At 65.5% G+C, this 20,342-nt stretch carries 4 protein-coding genes and 1 riboswitch; all 4 genes read right to left on the reverse strand.

What is annotated here, in order from left to right; genetic code table 11:
• Positions 1-313 precede the first annotated feature (313 nt).
• The 4 genes from V8J38_RS14655 to V8J38_RS14670 all read right to left on the reverse strand — a co-directional run bounded on the left by V8J38_RS14655 (position 314) and on the right by V8J38_RS14670 (position 20,256).
• Entirely contained in the window at positions 314-12,760 is a 12,447-nt protein-coding gene (locus V8J38_RS14655) for an autotransporter-associated beta strand repeat-containing protein (RefSeq protein WP_338576687.1), read from the reverse strand.
• 168 nt (positions 12,761-12,928) lie between these two features.
• Positions 12,929-13,007, reverse strand: a riboswitch (cyclic di-GMP riboswitch).
• A gap of 983 nt (positions 13,008-13,990) precedes the next feature.
• Positions 13,991-15,505 (reverse strand): CRTAC1 family protein, encoded by a 1,515-nt coding sequence (locus tag V8J38_RS14660; protein WP_338576689.1) that lies wholly within the window; start codon positions 15,503-15,505, stop codon positions 13,991-13,993.
• Between the two features lie 11 nt (positions 15,506-15,516).
• On the reverse strand, positions 15,517-17,679 hold the full coding sequence (locus V8J38_RS14665; RefSeq protein ID WP_338576690.1) for an acylase: 2,163 nt from the start codon (positions 17,677-17,679) through the stop codon (positions 15,517-15,519).
• A gap of 66 nt (positions 17,680-17,745) precedes the next feature.
• Positions 17,746-20,256, reverse strand: a complete 2,511-nt coding sequence (locus V8J38_RS14670; protein WP_291777421.1) for a TonB-dependent receptor plug domain-containing protein — start codon at positions 20,254-20,256, stop codon at positions 17,746-17,748.
• Between the last annotated feature and the right edge of the window lie 86 nt (positions 20,257-20,342).

The following is a 20,342-nucleotide window of genomic DNA, read 5'->3' on the forward strand; positions in this document are numbered from 1 at the left end:
TTTCGACACCTCAGTGCACACAGAGCGCACACGAAATGGCGACGTACTCGAAACTCCCGTCAGGAACGTGGCGGGTCCAGGTGAGACGGAAGGGTCGCTATATAAGCGAGACCTTCCTCAAACGCGATGACGCGCGCCGGTGGGCCACCGAAGCCGAGAGGCGGATTGATCGCGACGAGGCCCCTCACCAAGCGATCATGCTCGCATCAACTTACTCAACATCCGCGATCCGCGGTGAGCCGCCCACAGCTTCAAAAGCGGACATTAGACGGCTTCTAGAAATGCCACACTCAGGACCAATCGACCCTCCGGGTCAGAAGGCGATTCTGACCCCTGCATTGGCCCGGAACGAGCGGCTATCTCCATCTTCAAGCGCGCTGGTGACCGCCGTTTCACCGAAGAAGGTTACGCCGGGCCTCCAGGTGGCGCTGAAGCCGATGCCCACCTCGCCCCAAAGCCGCTCGTCGGCATGCTCGATCAGCGTGCCCGAGACGTCGACGCGAGACGGGTCCATCCACTCATAGGAGATGTTGGCTACCGCATAGACATGGCCACGACCGCTTTCCCAGGCCTCGTGCTGATCAATGGACAGGCCCAGACGAGTCTTCAGACTTTCGCCGCGGTCCAGCGACACCTCGGCGTCGGCTGCATCCGCGAAGCCGTCGAACCTGACTTTGGAATAGATCAACTGCGCCTGCGGCGTGATGCTGACCTTGTCGGTGATCGGCAGGCGCCGGCCCCCTTCGACGCTGAAGGCTTCGCCTTGACCGCCATTGCCTGTGACCAATCGGCCCAGAACAGTCGATTCGAGGTCGCTCTGATACCAGCTGACCTGAGCCTGGCTGTCGAGGTAGAGACCTGTCTGTCCTTGCCACGAGAGAGTTGCGCCCACGCCATGGCCGTTCGTTTCCAGGACGCCGCTGCCGAACAGGGAGCGGATCTGGCTGTTGGCTTCGGCGTAGTGCGCCGTGACGCCGGCAATCAACCGGCCGCCCCAGGCGGCCTGGGCGACCACCTTGTCAAAACCCATCTGAACCTTCCAGCTGTTGATGTCCTGCTCAGACTGGCTAGTCGATACGGCGGCGTTGCCGCGGGTTCGAACACCTTCGACACGGCTCCATCCGCCGCCGCTTGCAGAATCAGCACCCTGCGCCCAGGTGCGGCCGCCGACACGCTGTTGAAAGGTAGGCAGGCTGTTGATCGCCTGCAGGTTGGCTCCATAGGCCTCGTAGATCGGCACGCCAGGCTGGTAGAGCGGCCCTTCAGGTTCGACCGGATTCACCGGATTCAAAAGCGACGACCGCAGATACCAGTCGCCATCGTTCGGCGTCGAGACGCCGCCCTGATGCAGACGATAGCCATAGGCGCCGGCGATCACCGCCGCCGATCCGTCGAACTTATAATCGCCGCGCAGGGTGAAGGCTCCCGTGGAGGTCCCTCCCACCTCGATGATCTTGACGCCTTCGACGGTCTGGCCCCCCAGACCGTCGCGGTTGATCACCACCACTTCAGTCGTTCCGACAGCGTTCCCGCCGATCACTAAACGGTCGGTGGGCGAAGCGTCGCCGCCCAACGCGGTTTCGATTTCCAGAAGCCCGCCCAAGCCCTCGTACCCGCCCGTCACGGTCAGTGCGCCGAACACTCCCTCACGTCCCGGCGCGACCACGCCAGCGTTGCCGAGACTCGCCATCCGGCCGCCGCCTTCCAGTCGTGCGCCGGCTGCGACGTTGACGCCTCCACCCATGGTTCCCTGCAAGCCCAGGATGCCTTGCATCACCCGGACGCCGCCCGTGAAGCCGCGGCTGTCGCCTGTGACCTCCAGAACGCCCTCACCCGTCTTTGTCAGGATGTTCGCACCCGAGAACAGGCCGTCGAAGGTGAAGGTCGTGTCCGCGGCGGTCGAGATCGTTCCCGCCCCGGCCAGTACGATGTCGCGGCGACTGGTCATGTCGGCGCTGGTCGCCAGGGCGCCGCCGTCCAGCGTCACAGCGCCGGCCGCCTCGCCCAGGTTGACGTCGCTGGCGATCTGAACGGTGCCGCCGCTGATCAAGGTGCCGCCCGCATAGGTGTTGGCGCCGTCGAGGATCAGCCTGCCCCCGTCCGTCTTCACCAATTGCGCCGCGCCCTGGACCACGGCCTTGATCGTGGCTGTGAACTCAGCGCCCGTCGTGGTCCCGTCGCCGACGCGGATCGTCGACTGGGTCTGGCTCAGGGTCAGGGCGTCGCCCGTGATCACATAGCCGTCGACGGCGAACTGCATCCCCGTCGCCGTCACGTCGCCCAGACCGCCGTCGATCGTGACGGTCCCGCCGACCCCGCTGAAGATGGCGAAGGCGCTGTCGGCGTAGGGCGCGTTCACCACCCCGTTCTGATCGGTCCAATAGCTATTGCCGGTCCCAGCCTGCCAGATGCCGTCGCCGCCATTGACCACGCCGTCGTTCTCAGATCCCGCTGCGCCGTCCCAGAAGTTGAGAGCCTGCCCGGCGCTATTGATCAGGTTGACCTGACCGAGGACCGACGTCTGAACCGAAGCATCGCCGCCCGGAAGGCTTCCCAGCGTCGGGCCGTTGTTCGTCAAGACGCCGCCGTAATCGAACAGGCGATAGACCCCGATGTCGAAGGCGCCGCCCGTCGGGACCGTCACGTCCAACACGCCGTCCAGCGTCAGGTCGCCGCCGACGACGACCTGGTCGTTCAGGGCGCCGCCCGCGACGTTCGCCTCGCCGAGGTCGAACGCCAACCGGCTTCCACCGCTCAGATACAGGTCGCCACCGATGGTCAAGGCTCCCGGCGCGCCTGCTCCCGGCGACAGGACACCTCCGTCAGCGATGGAAACGTCGCCGCCGATCACACCCTTGCCGCCCAAGGTCGCGCCCGAGGCCACGTGGCTGAGACCACCCATCGCAGAATAGTCGCCGTTCACCAGAACGACGCCCGAATCGACAGTGACCCCACCGGTTCCTCCGGTCCCCGCCAGCACCAGTGTTCCCGCACCGTCCTTAACCAGACGCCCCGGTCCCGAAAGGGCGCCGGTCAGCGTCAGGGTGGTGTTCGCGGCGTTCTGGATCGAACCCGAACCCACGAAGTCGAACGCGCGGCCCGACGTCATGTCGGCCGTGACGTCCAGCACACCGCCGCTGAAGCTCAGCCCGCCAGAGGCGGCGCCGAGGTTGGCGTCGTTGGAAACCCGCACAACGCCGCCCGTGATCGTCGTGCCGCCAATGTAGGTGTTGTTCCCGTTCAGGATCAGCACGCCCATGTCGTTCTTCATCAACATGGCGCCGCCGGCGAGTTCCGCATCAATGGTCGCGGTGTAGCCGGCCCCCGCCGCGCTGCTGTCGCCGACCTGGATCGCCGCCTGCGATCCGGTCAGGGTCAGGACGTCGCCTGCAAGGACGTAGCCGTCGCTGGCGAACTGCATTCCCGAGGTTTGAACATCGCCCCCGCTGTTGTCGACCGTCACCACGCCCGGCGCCGACGAAAAGATGACGAAGCTGTCCTGGGCATAATCCGTATTGACCGTTCCGCCGGCGTCGGTCCAGTTGTTGGAGCCGCCGTCGATCCGCCAGACGCCGTCGCCGCCGTTGATGGCGTTGTCGTTCTTGGGTCCGGCCGCGCCGTCCCAGAAGTTGAGCGTCAGACCGCCGGTGTTGACCAAGTTCACCTGACCGCCGACCGATGTTTGCACCGAGAGGCTCCCGCCTGGGCTTGCGCCCAGCGCAAGGCCGTTGTCCGTCAGAATCCCGCCGTAGTTGAACACGCGATAGACGCCAGGGCCGAAGACCCCGCCCGCCGTCGTCGAAACGTTGAGCACGCCGTCCAGCGTCAGGTCGCCGCCGACGTTGACGAGATCGTTCAACGACCCGCCCGCGACATTGGCCTGGCCGAACTGGAAGTCCAGGATCGACCCGGCCGTCAACTCCAGGTCGCCGCCGATAGCCAGCGTGCCCGCCCCGTCCATACCGGCCGACAGGGTGGCGCCGTTGGCGATCAGGACATCGCCGCCGATGACCCCGTCCCCGCCCAGCAAGGCGCCGGCTCCGACACGGATTGATCCCGTCGCCAGCGACTGGTCGCCTCGAACGAACAGGCTTCCGGCTTCAACCTCAACGGCTCCGTCATAGGTATTGGCGCCCGTCAGGATCAGGTCGCCCGCCCCCTTCTTGGTGAAGCCGCCGAGGCCCGAAATCACGCCGTTCAACGTCAGGCTCGTCGCGGCGTCGGTGTCGAAGGTCCCCGCGTCGATCAGATCGACCAACCGGTCCGACACCATGTCGGCGGTGGTGTTCAGCGTGCCGCCATTGAAGCGAAGCTCGCCTGAGGCGGTCCCCAGGTTGACGTCGTCGGAAATCTGAAGAACGCCGCCCGTGATCGTCGTGCCGCCAGCATAGGTGTTGACGGCGGTCAGGATCAGCCTGCCCAGATCGGACTTGATCAGGCCCGAAGCGCCCGCCAGTTCGGCTTCGAGCCGGGCCGTGGCGCCCGCTCCGTCGGTCGTACCGTCGCCGACACGGATCACGGCGCCGGAGGCGCCTGCCAGGTTGATGACGTCGCCCGTGACGACGTAGCCGTCCGTGACGAACTGCATCCCGGAAACGTTGACGGCGCCCTTGCTGTCGTCGACCGTGACCTTGCCCGCCGTTCCCGCGAAAACAGCAAAGGCGGCGTTCTGGAACGGAGCGTTGGTCGTGCCGTCCTCGGTCCAATTGTCCTCGCCATTGTCGGGCGATGCGCCGAAGGCCTGCCAAACGCCGCCTCCGCCGTCGATCACGCCGTCGTTCTTGGATCCAGCCGCGCCGTCCCAGAAACGCAAGGCCAGTCCCGAGGTGTTGACCAGGTTCACCTGGTTCGCCACCGATGTCTGGACATAGAAGTCCGCCGAAGGAAGGTTGGCCAGCAAGCCGTTGTCCGTCAGCGCGCCCTTGTAGTTGAAGACACGATAGACGCCCGGATCCAGAGTCCCGCTCCCAGCGGCGTCGACATTGAGCGTGCCGGCGAGCGTCAGATCGCCGCCGACATTGATCAGATCGTTCAGCGGACCGCCCGGCACATTGGCCTGACCAAAGCTGAAGTTGAGCGCCGAGCCGTTCGAGAGACTGAGGTCGCCGGCGATGCTCAGCGTGCCGGGCGAAGTTCCGGCGCCGCCAGGGTTGAGCGCGCCGCCGTCGGCGACGACGACATCGCCGCCGATGACGCCAACACCGCCCAGTGTAGCGCCGATGTTGACGCTGGTCAGTCCGGTCGCGGCCGATTGGTCGCCGTTGATGAACAGGCTCCCGGCGTTGACCATCGTCGCGCCGGCATAGCTGTTCATGCCGGTCAGCACCGTCACGCCGGAACCATTGTGGATGAGGCCGCCCAGGCCGGAGATCGCTGACGAGAAGCGGTAGTCGGCATCGACGTGGTTGAAGTTGATGCGGTTGCCCGCCGACGCCATGGTGACGACGCCGACATCCAACGTACCGGCGGCGCGCGCTGCAGCGCCTTCGGCGCCGCCGATATTCAGGGCCGCATCCCCCGGGCCCATGGCGAGCGAACCGGCCCTGACAACCCCGCCATCCGCGATGGTGATCGCCCCGCGCGAGGCCGGCGAGTTGGTGTTGGTGATGAGCAGTGCGCCCGCCACATCAAGGCGTGAGCCCGCCCCTTCGACCAACAGATCGGCATCGGGACGGCTGGGGCCGATACCGGCATAATAGCCGACGGCCGCCGTATCGGCCGTGACACGGCCGCCATTGGAAACCGTCAGCGAACCACGACGCAGGCCGAGATTTTGGACCACTTCCCATTCCGAGCCCGCGCCCGACACCGTAACGAAACCGCTGCTTTGCGACGACAACTGCCCGCCGACCAGCATACTGCTCCGCGTGGTCAGCTTAGCCCTGTCCAGAACGTTGACCGTCGCATTGCCCATCACGCCAAGGCCGGCATGGCCGTTCACGTCCACGTGCGATCCTGCACCCGTGACGATCAAGCTACCGGCGCTGTTCAGCCCCGTGGCCATCCGCAGATCGGCGAAGGACGTCGTACCGCCATTCTGGACAACCAGATTGCCGTTCTGGTTCGCGGAACTGCCGATCTGAGAAACGCCCGTCGCCGCCGTTTGCAGACGCGAGCCCGCGCCGTCGACCGCAAACAGGCCGCCGCGGTCAATGTTCAAGCCCGATGTCCCGGTGATCTGCCCCCCGTTGGTCAGCAGAATTGCGCCATTCTGAACCGAGCTCGCGCCCATATAGTTGTGGTTGCCGGTCAGGTTCAGCGTACCGGCGCCGATCTGCGACAGGCTGCCGCTGCCGGAAATATTGTCGGCATAGACCAGCACATTCGAACGGTTGAACACCAGCGCGCTGTTGTTCAGCACATGGCCGTTCAGGCTGCCAAGCGTGCCGCCATCGCCGATCTGCAGCGTGCCCTCGGCGATCGTGGCGCCGCCGGTATGGATCGCATCGCCGAGCAGCGTCAGCGTACCGGCGCCGCTCTTGTACAAGGCGCCCGCGCCGCTGACCGTGCCGAGTTGCGTCATGGTCGTGTTGGCGTTGATCCGCCAATCGCCGCCGCCATCCAGAAGGACGTCATTGCTCAGAGCCAGGTTCGCCGTTGTATTCAGCGTACCGCCGTCAAACCGGACCGCGCCCGTGCCCAGGGCGTCGCCGTGGGCGATCTGCACCGTACCGGCATTGAGCGACGTGCCTCCCGCATAGGTGTTCAGCCCATTCAGGATCAGCGTACCGGCATCGGTTTTCACCAACTGTCCGACGCCGGCGATGGCGGAATGGATCGTCGCGGTGAAACCGGCCCCGGCCCACGTACCATCGCCCACACGAATGATGGACTGCGGATCAGTCAGCACCAGCGGACCGCCCGCCATGATATAGCCATCGGTCGCAAACTGCATGCCCTTGGCCGTCACCTGGCCCAGGCCGTTGTCGATAATGACGATTCCAGCCGCACCGGCGAAGATGGCGAAGGCGTCGTCATCGAAGGCGGCGTTCAGATTGCCCGTGGCTTCGGTCCAGTTATTGTTGCCGGCGTTGTTCTGCCACAGACCCGAGCCGCCGCTGACGACGCCGTCGAACTTGGGTCCCGCGTCGCCGTCCCAGAAGCTGAAATCCAACCCGCCCGCCAACAGGTTGACCTGACCGGCGACCGCCGTCTGAATGACGCCCGTGCCGCTGGGCAGGGCGCCGAGGTTGAGGCCGTTGTCGATCAGGGAGCCGGTGTAGTCGATGATGCGATAGACGCCGGGACCAAAGGCGCCGCCAACCGTCTCGGCCACGTTCAACACGCCGTCCAGGGTCACATTGCCGTTGACGACAATCAGGTCGTTCAGCCCTCCGCCCGCCGTTCCCGCCTGACCGAACTGCATGGCCAGGGTAGAGTTCGCGCCGAGCAGAAGATTCCCATTGATCGTCAAGGCGCCGGCCGCGCCGACTTCACCCGGCGCCAGGGTTCCGCTGCCGACGCTCACGTCGCCGCCGATAATCCCCCTGCCCCCCAGGGTCGCGCCCGAGGCCACTGTCGTCAGCCCCGTAGCCGCCGACTGGTCGCCATTGATGATCAAGGCGCCGCCATCGACGAAGGTCGATCCGGTATAGCTGTTGTTCGCGGTCAGGGTGGTGACGCCGGAGCCGATCTGCCTCACTGCGCCCGAACCCGAGATCAGCCCATTGTAGCTGTAGGCGTCGGAGCGATTGAAGCCCAAGCCGCCAGCGCCCGAAATGAAGCTATCCCCGAGGATCGAACCTGCTGTTCCGCCATTGCCGATCTTCAGCAGGCCCGCGTTGATCACGGTATTGCCGCTATAGGTGTTGGTCCCGGTCAGCACCCATGTGCCGGCGTCGTTCTTGGCCAGGCTCGTCCTGCCGGTTCCGGCGTCGCCGATCGAGCCGGCCAGGGTGTTGTCGCCCGTGTTCGAGCCACCGAGCGCGATGGTGCGCGCCTGATTATTGCCCGCCAGCGTGACAGGCCCCGTGTCTGTAAAGACGATGGCGCCCGAGCCCGCGGATTCAAGGAAGGTCACACCCGCCGACAGCGTGAACAGCCGGTTGGTGATGTCGCCGGCGCCGGTGTAGCGCAGGGTCGATCCATTGCCGATGACGAGGTTCGAAGCCGCTGACGAAGAAGCGCCGAGGCTGGACGCCAGCCCGCCGTCAGCGAGCTTGTCCACGCCTAGCACCCCGCCGCTGATGGTGGTGGCGCCGGTGTAGGTGCTGCCCGCGTTGCTCAGAATCCAGGTCCCGGCGCCGGTCTTGTTGAGCGAGGTCACGCCCGCGCCGTTGTTGGTCAGCTGCGCGGCCAGCGTGTTGTCGCCGGTGTTGACGCCCGTCAGCGTCAGGGTCTGCGCGGTGTCGGGCGCGGCGAATGTCACAGCCCCATTGTAGGTGAAGTTGATCGCGCCAGAGCCCGAGGCGTCGAGCGCGTTCCCCCCGGATGCGCCGAGCGTGAACTGACGGTTGGCGTCGCCGCCGGCGCCGACATAGCGCAGCGTACCGCCATTGATGACGAGATTGCTGGCCGCCGAGCCGGAAATCCCTATCGAACTGGCGACGCCGCCGTCCTCAAGGCAGGACACGACGAGTACGCCGCCGTTGATGGTCGTGCCGCCGGTATAGGTGCTGTTGCAGCCGTTCAGCACCTGCGTGTAGGAACCTCCCTTGATCAGCGCGCCGGCGCCGCTAATGGCGCCGCCGTAGGTCCCGGTTCCGGAACCGCCGGTCGTAAGCGAGAGCGTGGCTCCGCCCAACGCCACATCCCCGCCGAGCGCACCGCCCCCCGCCAGATGCCCGATGGTGGTGTTGAAACCATTGAGGTCCACCAGGACCCCCGCCAGATTTGACAGCGTCAGGGCGCCGGAATTGCCAAAAGCACTGGCCGAATTGACCCGCAGGACGCCATCGTAAACAGTGGTCCCGCCCGCGTAAGTATTGGCGCCCGACAGGACCAGCGTGCCTGCGCCCGACTTCGTTAGCGCTCCGGCGCCGACGACTTGGCCCGTGAAGTCCAGGGTCGTGACGGCGTCAACGACGTTGATGCCGCCGGCTCCCTGAAGCGTGAACCCACGATCCGTGGTGACGCTGGCCCCAGTATAGGCGAGCATGCCGCTGTTGAAGACCAGGTTGGCCGAACTGCTGCCGGACGCGCCAATACCGCTCGCCACGCCGCCATTGGCGAGACAATTGATGCTGAGCGTGCCGCTGCCGGCGATCGTGGTCCTGCCGGTATAGTCATTGGCGCAGCCGCTCAGGGTCTGAGTCCAGCTGCCGGTGCGCGTGAAGCCGCCTGCACCCGTGATCTTGCCGGTAAAGCCGTTGGCCGAAAGGCCGCTCGAAGTCAGCGTATGGCCGCCAAGATCGACCAGTCCCCCGCCCAACAGGCCGCCAATGGTTATGTCGTAGCCGCCCAACTCCAACCGGGCGCCGGCGTCGACGGTCATGAAGCTCGACGGACTGCCGAAAGCCTGAGCCGAACCGGCTCTCAAGGTTCCGCCTTTGACTTGGGTGCCGCCGCTATAGCTGTTGGCCCCGGTCAACAGCAGCGTGCCGTCGCCCTCCTTGCTCAGGCGACCGCCGCCGACCGCCGCTCCGCTCAGGGTCAGCGTCGTGCTGGCGCTATTGACGCCGATGCCGCCTCCGCCAGCGTTAAGGGTGAAGCCACGATCGCCGCTCGTCGTCGCGCCGAGATAGTCCAGCGTCCCGCCCGCCAGCACGAGATTGGCGGAATCGCTGCCCGCCATGCCGATGCTGCTGGCCTCACCGCCGTTCGTGAGCGTCGTCACCGCCAGCACGCCGCCGTTCACCGTGGTTGCACCGACATAGTCATTGGCGCTGTTTGCAAGCGTCAAAGTGCCGGCGCCCGCCTTGATGAACCCGGAATCGTCAGGGCTGGTGACCAGACCTCCGAAGACCAGGTTGGCCCCGCCGTTGACGACCTCGATCGTGCGCGTCGCCCCTCCGTTGACCAGAGTGAAGCCCCGGTCGGTCGTATCGCCCGTTCCGGTGTAGCTCAGCGTGCCGCCTTCCAGCACCAGATTGGCGGCGTCCGCGCTCGCCATGCCCAGGCTGCTCGCCTGACCGCCATTGGCGAGGCTATTGATCGCCAGGACGCCGCCGCTCAGCGTCGTCGCGCCGGTATAGGTGTTGGCGCCGGTCAGGGTCGCGCGCCCGTTCCCGCCCTTGGTGAAGCCGATCGCCCCGCCATTGTCGGTGATGGTCGAGGCGATGGTGAAGTTGCCGCCGCTGTTTTGCTGAAGGCCCAGCACGCCGCCGCCGATGCTGCCCGTCAATGCGCCGCCGGTGATGAGCTGATTGTTGTTCAGGACGCTGGGCGCGACGATGATCGTTCCGTCGGTGCCCAGCGTCTGCCCTCCCGCGATCCTGACCGTCGTGGCGACGGCTTGCGTATAGCGCAGGCCGCCGAGCTGCGTGCTGGAGCCGACCGTGCCGTGGAATCCGGCCACATCCGAAATGATGTCGCCGTCCAGCCAGGCGGCGGCGTCGTCCTTGTCGTTATAGTCCGTTTCCTCGAAGGCGGTGATGATCCCGCCGACGACCTTGGCGTAGTCCGATTGGTTCACCGTCGCCCAGCCGCCCAGGGCCGCGCTGGCGGTGGTGAAGACGGCGCCGGACGGTATGGTGAAGTCAATCAGGCCGCCGGTCCGGTTGATGGCGCCGAAGTTCACGAACACGTCGCCGCCGACACCAGGGGCCGCCACGACCCGGTTGTTGCCGGCGGAAACGTTCAGGCCGTCAAAGGCCTGACTGTTGGCGGCGCCGGCTCCCCCCACGATCCGCACCGAACTGCCGGCCAGGTTCAGGGTCGTACCGGCCGAAAGGATGTTGTCCGTCGGCGCCCCCGCTGCGGAGAAGTCCAGCGTCAGCCCGCCGCCGTTGAGGGTCGTGTCGCCGCTGTAGGTGTTGGCTCCGGTGAGGGTCAGTATCCCCGCTCCTGCCTTCGTCAGCCCGCCGCTGCCTGCGATCCTGCCGGCGAAGGTCGTGCTGGCGGTGCTGCCCAGGGACAGGGTCGCATTGCCGAGCTCGACGACCCCGCCCGTGCCTGCGAGCGTCGTCGTCGCCAGGTCGAAGCCGTTCAGGTCGAGCGTGCCGTCATTGACGGTGACGTCCGTGGTCGTGCCGAACGCCGAGGCGCTGCCGGCGCGGAGCGTCCCGCCGTCCACCACAATCGCGCCCGTGCGCGTGTTGGCGCCCGACAGCTCCCAAGTCCCCGCACCGCTGCTGACCAGCGCCCCATTGCCCGAGATGACGCCGGACAGGGTGTTGACGCCCGCATAATCGCCGCCCAGCCGCAGCCCGCCGACGCGCCCAGAAGCGAAGTCTACGGCGCCGCTGAGGTCGAGCGCCCCCGTGCCGTCATTCGAAATCTTGCCGCCCATGCCGCCTGCGGCCAGGGCCGGGCCGATCGTCCAAGCGCGGTTGCTGGTCGCGCCCGTCCCGATGTAGCTCAGGACGCTGTCGGAATAGATGCTGACGCCGCCCGCCGTACCCGTTCCGAACGAACTGACAACCCCGGCGTCCGCCAGAAGCCCCGCGCGCAGCGTGACCGCGCCGCTTGCGCCGATAACGGTGCCTCCGGCATAAACGTTAGCGTCGCCCAGGGTGATCGTACGCTCGACCCCGCCGCCCCGGAAGTTGATGTTGCGGTCGCCTAGGCTACTGATCTCTCCCAGCAGTTCCAGGTCCGCCTTCTGGGCGACGAAGGACATGCCCGTGCTCACCGCTCCAATGGCGGCGATTGCCCCGCTCAGCGTCAACGTGCCTGTGCCGTCATTGACAAAGACGGCCCCCGACGTGCCGCCGCTCGTGGCAAACTCCCAATCCCGGTTGGAGCTGTCGCCGCTGCCTATGTAGTAGAGCCAGTCCTGATACTGGTTGGTGGCGGTGAAACGGATCTTATCGCCGGCTCCCAGTGAACTGGCCTCGCCGACATCTCCAACCGAGGTGAAGGAAGCAGCCCCGTTCACCGAGAAATTGATCTGGCCGGTGAAGTCGCTCGCGTCGTTGTTCAGCACGACGCCTTGAACAACCCGCAGCCCGCCGGCGCCGGTGAACCGGGCAGAGCCCACGCCGGCGCCGCCGATGCTGGTCATGCCGCTGGCCAGCTCAATGACGCGGTTCGCGTCAAGCGCGCCTGCCGCCGTAATCACTGTGCCGCCCGATGCCACCACGCGGTTTGCCGCTGCGCCTAAGGCAGCATCACCATTGACGTTCAGCGTGCCGGCCAGCAGGTTGATCGTGCCGGTAAAGGTATTGACGCCATTAAGCGTGAGCGCCCCGGCCTTGTCCTTCGTAAGGCCGTCCGTTCCGGCGACGATCGAGTTGATGGTGGCACCGACGGAGCTTCCGATGATCGAAATCGTCGGGTCGGCGCCTGCCAGGGTCAATGTCCCGCCATTCAGGACATAGCCGCCCGTTTCGAATGTCATACCGCCGACCGTGATCGGCGCGCCCAGCGTCACCGTGCCGGACGTCGCGCCGCCGAAGATGGCGTTGTCGAGCGCCGGATTGTTCCAAGAGGAATAAGGTCCGCTGACCCCGTCATTGCTCTGGCTCCAGAAGCCCGACGTGGTGTTCCAGACGCCAGAACCGCCGCTGCCGACCGCCGTGGCGTTCGCGTCCCAGTATCGATCGACCCCCGCCGAAGCCTGTGAAGGCAGGCCAAGTAGAGCCGCCGCCGACACGCCGCACAGCAGCACCGCCGCGCTACGATTGCTCAGCGCGCGCGCCCGGAATCCGACCATGTTCATGCTCCAACCTTGGCGGCAGGCTCGTATGAGGAGCTCCGCGTTATCGGTGATTTTGCTATATTGAACCGCTGGCCCTTGGCCCGCGTCCCGAGGCTGCCGACGCAGGCCACGGCCCGTGCTTTCGCGGCAGCCGCGCGTAATGAAACTCGCGTCAATCCATGCTTCCCCACCGGCGGCCCCGCTACCTCCGCGAGGGAGGCCGGAGGCTTTGCGTCCCGCCGTCGCCGGCGGTTTGCCCTTTACGAGGCGCCTTGCCCCACATTCGATGACCGCCCTGTAAGGACGACCATCGACACGCTGTTCTTCGAATTTCGCGAGCGCGCCCAACTCCGCCTGACGGCGTCATCCGAACGCGGACTTACAAAGCGCCGGTACATTAGACAAATCTTCTCGTCAAGCGGTAAGAAATTTCAATTTCAAGGTAATCATTCACACCGCTGCGCAAAACAGCAGGGAGTGTTACAAAATTTTACGATCAGAAATAAAACAAAAATATTCGCTCTATATAAGAACTACTCAAATATACATAACGTACTTAGTAATTACTGAATGTATATCTGGCATCCCGCCCCTTCACCGCAGGGCTTCCACACACAATCGCTTGAGTTTTCGGCTTGCATCAGTAGCGCAGTTTGGCGCGCCACGGCGGGCTTCGGTGCAGACGCGTCCGGAACGATTCGAACACATCTCAATCTCGCTGCGAGCGAGGCCGCCAGCTTGGCGCTAGCAAGCACAAAAGCCACTCGTTTGACGCGCCGGGCCATAAAGATCATGTCGCCAGGCTGATTTCTCAGCCCCTCGCACGTGACAGCGCGCAAAAGGGCCTAGCTCGAAGAACGGACACCGTTGAAGAGCCCAATCGCGCCTGATCGCGCGGGAACGAAAAGTAGACCAACGTGTGCAAATTTTGCACACGTAGACCAAGAACTTACTGATTGTGCTGCACAATCAACACCGTCCATCATGTGCGCGACAGATAGCCTATGCGGTTGTTTTATCGTCATTTATCTAGAAAGATCAAAACACTGGCGCACACGGAGCGCACGCGAAACGACGACGTCCTCGAAACTCCCGTCAGGAACGTGGCCGATCCGCACGACACGGAAGGGTCGCTATATAGGCGAGACCTTCCGCAAACGCGATGACGCGCGTGCGACCAAGGCCGAGGGCCGATCTCGGCGACGGCGAAGGGGGGCGCTTATCAGCCGCTTCGTGATCGCGACGGCAGGCCTATGGCTGCTTCAGCAGGCCCGCCGGCGTCACGGCCAATCGCCGGCCGGTGAAGGCTTGAGGATCGACATCTTCGATCACGACCCGCTTGCCGCCCATATAGCTGACCTCGACCCGAACCGGCTGCATCCTGGCCAGGCCGAAATGCACGGGACCGGCGCTTTGGGCGTTATAGCCGCCCCCCGTCGAGACCTGCCGGGTTCCGAGAATTTGGCCCTCCCGGTCAAACAGCCGCACTTCCGCGCCTGGCGGAATACGCTTTCCGCCCTCGTCCAGGACCAGAACGCTGAGGCTGCGTGAGCGCGCCGGCTCAGCCAGATCGTTATGGAAAAGGAAGTGGCCGCCCTCGTCGCCGTATCCGTCGGTCAGCGAAAGGTCCAATGCGCCGTCGTTGTCGTAGTCGATCCATTCGACGCCGTGATCGCCGGCGTTCAACAGGCTCTCGCGGGTCAGGACCTGTTCAAACCGGCCGTCGCCGAGATTGCGGTAGAGCAGATTGACGGGAATCTGCTTGCCAGGCTCGCCTTCATAATGGGTGACGAAGAGGTCCAGCCAGCCGTCATTGTCGTAGTCGCCCCAGGCCGCCGCCACGGCGTGGCCGCCGTGGTCCAGCCCGGCCTGAGCCGCGACTTCGGAAAACGTCCCGTCGCCGTTATTGCGGTACAGCAGGTCCGCGCCATAGACGGCGACGAAGAGGTCGAGGTTCCCGTCGTTGTCATAGTCGCCGACCGCGCAACCGACGCCGCCCGTGCTGCGATCCCGCCCGGCCTGATCCATGCCCAGGGCCGGCGCCACATCGACGAAGCTGCCGCCGTCATTGCGCCACAAGGCGTCGGTGGAGCCGGACTGGTTGGCCAGGAACAGGTCCAGGTCGCCGTCGCGGTCATAGTCCAGCCAACAGGCCCCGACGGTGGCGCGAACGTCGTTAACGCCGCCCTCCCCCATCACCGGAACGAAACGGCCGTCCTGATTGCGGAAGAGCTGGTTCGGCCCTGCACGGTCCGCCGCATAGAAGTCCAGCGCGCCGTCGTTGTCGTAGTCGATCCAGTTGGCCTGGCGGCTCATCCGCCCCGGCACGACAAGGCCCAGCGTCTCGGCCTGCTCCACAAAACGCAGACCGCCGTCGTTGCGCCAGACGAAGGAGCGATTGGCCGCGCGATCGCCCATGACGTTCGATCCGCCCATCAGGTCGACGAACCCGTCGCCGTCGAAGTCGCCCCAGCTCAGCCCGCGAATCTCGATGCCCGAGGTCGGCAGGCCCATCTCCGGGCCGATGTTGACGAAAGCGCCGCCGTCGTTGCGATAGAGGCGAACTTCGCCGCTCTTCCAGGAGACGGCCAGGTCCAGGTCGCCGTCGTTGTCGAAGTCGGCCCAGGCGTTCGACAGCGCGCCCGGAACCGAAAAGCCCTCGACCTGAACCGAGGTGAAGGCCGGCTCGCCCGCCGCCGCTCCAGAGGCGGCGACCATCAGCGCCAGCGACGCCGCGCCCGCCGAATACCCAATCCGTCGTGTCATGGTCAGGCCTTTCATGGCTTGAAGTTGAAGGGCGTGCGTTCCTGGACGGCGGCCTCGACCTGCTCTCGCCGCAGCAACAGTTCGCGGAAGTCGGCGCGCGACACGCGTTCGATCTGATCGCTGTAGTGCGTCGTGCCCGGCTGGCGAGAGTTGCCGTAGCTCATCAGGCCATAGGCCCGCACCGGCGTGGAGAACTCGATCATCGCCACCCACGTCTCGCCGTGGACGGGCGTGCGAACCCCGTTTTCGTCAGGATCGGACCAGGTGAAGACCCGGAAGGAACCCAGGTTGCCGTAGCCGGCGGCGCCCGGAACATTCACGTCGTTCAGGATCATGCGCGAGGCGTCGCCGAACGGCCGGTCGATCGCGCCGTATTTGCGCTTGGTGTTGGCGATGGCGGTCCGCAGTTGATCGACGGCGGCCTTGGGGTCGCGGACGCCGTAGGGCGTGCTGACCGGCTTATCCAGCGACCAGGGCGTGGCGAAGCCGGCCTGGCCTGCGAAATTCTGGCCGGCGAACAGACGCGCCCATTCCTCGAACAGCAGGGCGGCGCGGCTGTCGCTGGTGAACTCGCGATCCCACGCCGCCAGCAGGCGCGCCGCCGCCTGGACCTCGGGATCGGGGTCGATCAGGGCGGCCGGGATCAGGTCCGGCAAGGTGCGGTCGGCCATGACGGCGCGATGGCTCAACTGCAGCGCCATGAAGCGCTCCAGCGTCAGGTCGTCGTTCTCGGACATCAGACGCACGCTTTGCTGAGCGCGCAGGGAGTGCGGCGTCTGTGGCGCCAGATAGGAGGGGAAGTCCTTGGGCGTGTAGGTGACGGGCCAGGTCGGCGTCCACGGCGGATCATTGGAGTTCTGCACAAAGCCGCCCGGCGGATTGGTGACGCGCGGCAGATCGTCCAGCGGGTGGGTCTCGGTCCACAGGTAACGCGAGGAATCGCCCGGCACGAGCCCCTGCCAGAAGGCGATGTCGCCCTCGGCCCGTTTGGGCGCCACGCCGTTGAAGCTGTAGTTGATGGTCCCTTCGCGGTCGGCGTAGACGATGTTGAAGGTCGGCACCTGCATCCGCGCCATAGCGGCTTCGTAGTCGTCGAAGCTGTCGGCCGTGATCATGTCGAAATACTGCTCGAGCATGCCCGGCCGATCCAGGCCGGCGACCCGAACGGCGACGGCCGTGCCGTCCGCGCGCTCGAAGACCGGACCATGGACGCTGGAGCGGATCTCCAACGGCTTGTCGACCGTCGACCCGTCCGCCTGACGCAGGCGATACGAGGCCTGACGCCGCTCGAACGGCCGCACCTGACCGTCATACAGATAGCCGCCGTCCTGAAGCGTCAGCCGATAGTTGATGGCCCCCACCATGCCGTTGACGGTATTGGTGATGCCCATCCGCTGATTGAAGGCGAAGCGGATGACCGGCAGGCCGATCTGGGTCGCACCATAGATTTCGAAGTCCGGCGTGACGAGATGCGCCTCGTAGTAGGTGAAGTAGTCCGTCGTCCAGGACAGGTGCGGGTTCTGCAGCAGCAGGGCGTTCCCGTTCGCCGTCTTGCCCGGCGCCACAGCCCAGGAGTTGGACCCCTGATCGGCCAGGTCCGGCGGGTCGCCCTCGCCCAGGGTGCGGCCGGGCGACGCGACATAGAGGAAGTTCATCAGGCGATGGGCGTGGGCCACCACGTCGGCGCCGGAGACCGGCAGCACCTGCCGCACCTCGGACGAGATGTCGTCGGGGTTCTGCTGCGCATAGGCGTTGATGCCCGCCGCGAAGGCGTCGAGGTTGGCCCGGAAATCAGGCGACTGCTGCGCATACCACTGCTGGGCGCGCTCCGGCACGCCGTTGGTCAGCAGCCAGACGGTCGTCTGTTCGTAATCCGGGCCCCAGTATTCGGCCCCCTTGCCCCGCGCTTCTCCATACAGGCGCAGGATATTGTCGCCGTGGCTGCGCGCCTGGGCCCAGCCGTAGCCGTAGAAGGCTGAGGGCGCGTCGACGCCGTAGATGTGCGGGACGCCGTAGCCGTCCCACAGGATCTCATTGCTTCTCGGTTTATAGGCCGCAATCGGCGCCTGCGGCGTCGAGGTCGGCTCGGCCAGCGCAAAGGCGACGGCGGGCGCAAGGCCGATCGCAGTCGCCATAACCAGGGCGGACGTCGCCCGGTGCAGAACTCTCAGCATGGATTTCCCCTCTCACCCAGATCCGGAGACGCCGTTGCAGCGACGCCTCCGGAACGTTCCCCTAGATCACCACTTGTAGGCGGCGCGTACGAACCAGGATCCGCCGGTGAAGCCGAACGGCGCAAGCCCGCTGTACATCCCATTGCCCAGGTCGGCCGACGGCTCCTGAATCTTGGTCGGGTAGACGTTGAAGATGTTGTTGGCGCCCAGCGTCAGGCGAACGGCGTCCGTCACGTCGTAGTTGACCTGAAGATCGGTGATCCAGGCGGCTTCGATCTCGCGGTCCAATGCCGGATTGGACGAGTGTCGCGTGGTGTATTCGCCGAACCGCGTCAGACGCAGGTTGGCGCTGAGCCGATCCAGCGTCCAGCCGCCGTTGAGCGATATCTTGGATTTCGGCAAGGATTCCGTCAGCGCCGCCTGCTTGCTGCGGTCGAAGATGACGATATCGCCCAGCGCCGCCAGCTCCGGCGGATTGTCGATGATGCCGGTGATCTCGGTTTCGTTCTGATTGTAGCCGAAGCTGAAATCGAAATCGCCGAAACCGACCGTGCCGTATTTGTAGGTCGCGACGACGTCGAAGCCGCGCGTCCGCGTGTCGATGGCGTTGGTGTAGTACTGACCGCTGACATCCGGCGACAGGCCGTTGGCCACCATGATGGCCTGAAGCTGTTCGCCGATGGTCGTCACCCCGTCCGCCGACAGACGCGTATCGATCGGCGAGAAGGTCGTGGTGACGGCGATGCGATCGGCGACGTCGATCTGATAGGCGTCAAACGTCAGGACGAAGTTCGAGAAGGGCGTCAGGGTGAAGCCCACGCTCAGGTTCTCCGACATTTCCGGCGTCAGCGGCTTCGCGCCCAGGGCGATCGCCTCCGGCGAATTGACCTGGAAGTTCTTCAACCGCAGGGACTCGGCCACCCCGGTGCCCCGGATGTCGCGCAACTGGCTGGTGGTGGCGGAATAGGCCTGCTGCGCCAGGCTGGGGGCGCGGAAACCCGTGTTGAACGAAGCCCGCAGCGCGGCCCAGTCGTTCAACTCATACCGGCTGCTGATCTTGTAGATGGTGGTGTCGCCGGCCGAGTCGTCGAAATTCTCGTAGCGCACGGCCCCGCCGAGATAGAACCGCTCGGTCGGGTTCCAGCCCAGTTCGCCATAGACGCTGTAGTTGTTGCGGCTGACGTCGGCCTCGTCTTCAGGCCGGAACCCCGGCGTGGACTGCGTGCCAGGAGGCAGGGGCTGGCCCGCGAACGGCTGGCCCGGCGGACGGACGTAATCGCCCTGGATCCAGCTCGCTTCGTCCCCCTGCTCGATCGTGTAGTTCTCCCAGCGGTGTTGCAGGCCGAAGGACACCTGCAACTCGCCGGCGTTCTCGAGCGTGAAACCGCGCGTTACATCCAGCGCATTGACCCACTCGGCCGACGCCAATTGTCCGATGTAGAAATGACGCGGACTGCTCGGCCCCAGGCTGGCGTTCAGGCTGTAGTTCTCCCAGTCCGAAACGTTCGAGCCGTAGCCCGTCGACAGGTCCCAATCCCAGCCGGCCAGAGCGCCACGGGCGCCGACGACCGCCTCATAGTCCTTGTCCTTGATGACGGTCAGGGTGCGCAGGCCGTCCGGCGCGATCTCGGGCAGGACGGTGATGTTGGTGGGCGGCCGCCACGTCCAGCTCAGGTCGGACTTGCGCTGACCGTAGGTGCCGAAGGCGTAGAGTTCGAGCTCATTGCTGACCGTATAGGCCGCATTCGCCCCGAAGACGTTGGAGACCTGAGGCATGGTGCCGTAGTTGGTCGTCACCATCCGGTCGATGATCGCTTCGCGCGGGTCGAGCGAACCGTCGGGCAACAGCGGATACAGACGCACGGAATCGGCGATGCGCTCCGCCCGGTTCGACGCGCCGCGATCCATGAAGCTGTACGACAGGTTCAGGAAGCCGTCCTCGCCCAGCGCCAGACCGAGGTTGGCGTCCAGGTTCACATAGCGGCCGTCATTGCGGTCGAAGTTTCGACCATGGGCGACCGAAACGCTGCCGCCCTGGGCGCTGGAGTTCAGCATCACGTTGATGACGCCCGCCACCGCGTCCGAACCGTACTGGGCGGCGGCCCCGTCGCGGAGCACCTCGACCCGGGCGATGGCGCTGGACGGGATCATGTTCAGGTCGACCCCGACCGAGCCGTTGTAGAGCGTCGAAACCGAGTTAATCAGCGCCGTCCGGTGACGACGCTTCCCATTGACCAGCACCAGCGTCTGGTCCGGGTTCAGGCCTCGCAGCGCCCCGGTGGCGATGACGGTGGAGCTGCCGCCGCCAGATCGCGCCGGCAGGTTGAAGGACGGCACCAGATAACGCACCGACTCGAACACGCCGGTCTGAGCCCCCTGCTGCAACTGTTCGGCGTTGAACACGTCGATGGGCGTCGGGCTCTCGATCGCCGTGCGCGGCGCTCCGCGCACGCCGGTGACGATGATGTCGTCCACCCGCGCGGCCTCGGCGGTTTCAGGCTGCGCTCGTTCCTGAGCGAACGCCGTCCCCGCCGTCAGGCTGAGCAGACTGGCTGACGCCAGGCTCGCCGCTTTCAAGCCAACTTCACTGAAATCCCTAATCATCGCTCAGTCCCTCCCACTCCAGACCTGCGTTACAGCCCCTCGCTGCGCAGCCGGGTTTT

Origin of the sequence: Brevundimonas olei (assembly GCF_037055245.1) — a bacterium.
GTDB lineage: Bacteria > Pseudomonadota > Alphaproteobacteria > Caulobacterales > Caulobacteraceae > Brevundimonas > Brevundimonas olei.

Excerpts from the sequence above, each read along its gene's own strand:
- V8J38_RS14665 (WP_338576690.1), bottom strand. The coding sequence starts at position 17,679 with ATGCTGAGAGTTCTGCACCGGGCGACGTCCGCCCTGGTTATGGCGACT.
- V8J38_RS14655 (WP_338576687.1), bottom strand. The coding sequence starts at position 12,760 with ATGAACATGGTCGGATTCCGGGCGCGCGCGCTGAGCAATCGTAGCGCG.
- V8J38_RS14660 (WP_338576689.1), bottom strand. The coding sequence starts at position 15,505 with ATGACACGACGGATTGGGTATTCGGCGGGCGCGGCGTCGCTGGCGCTG.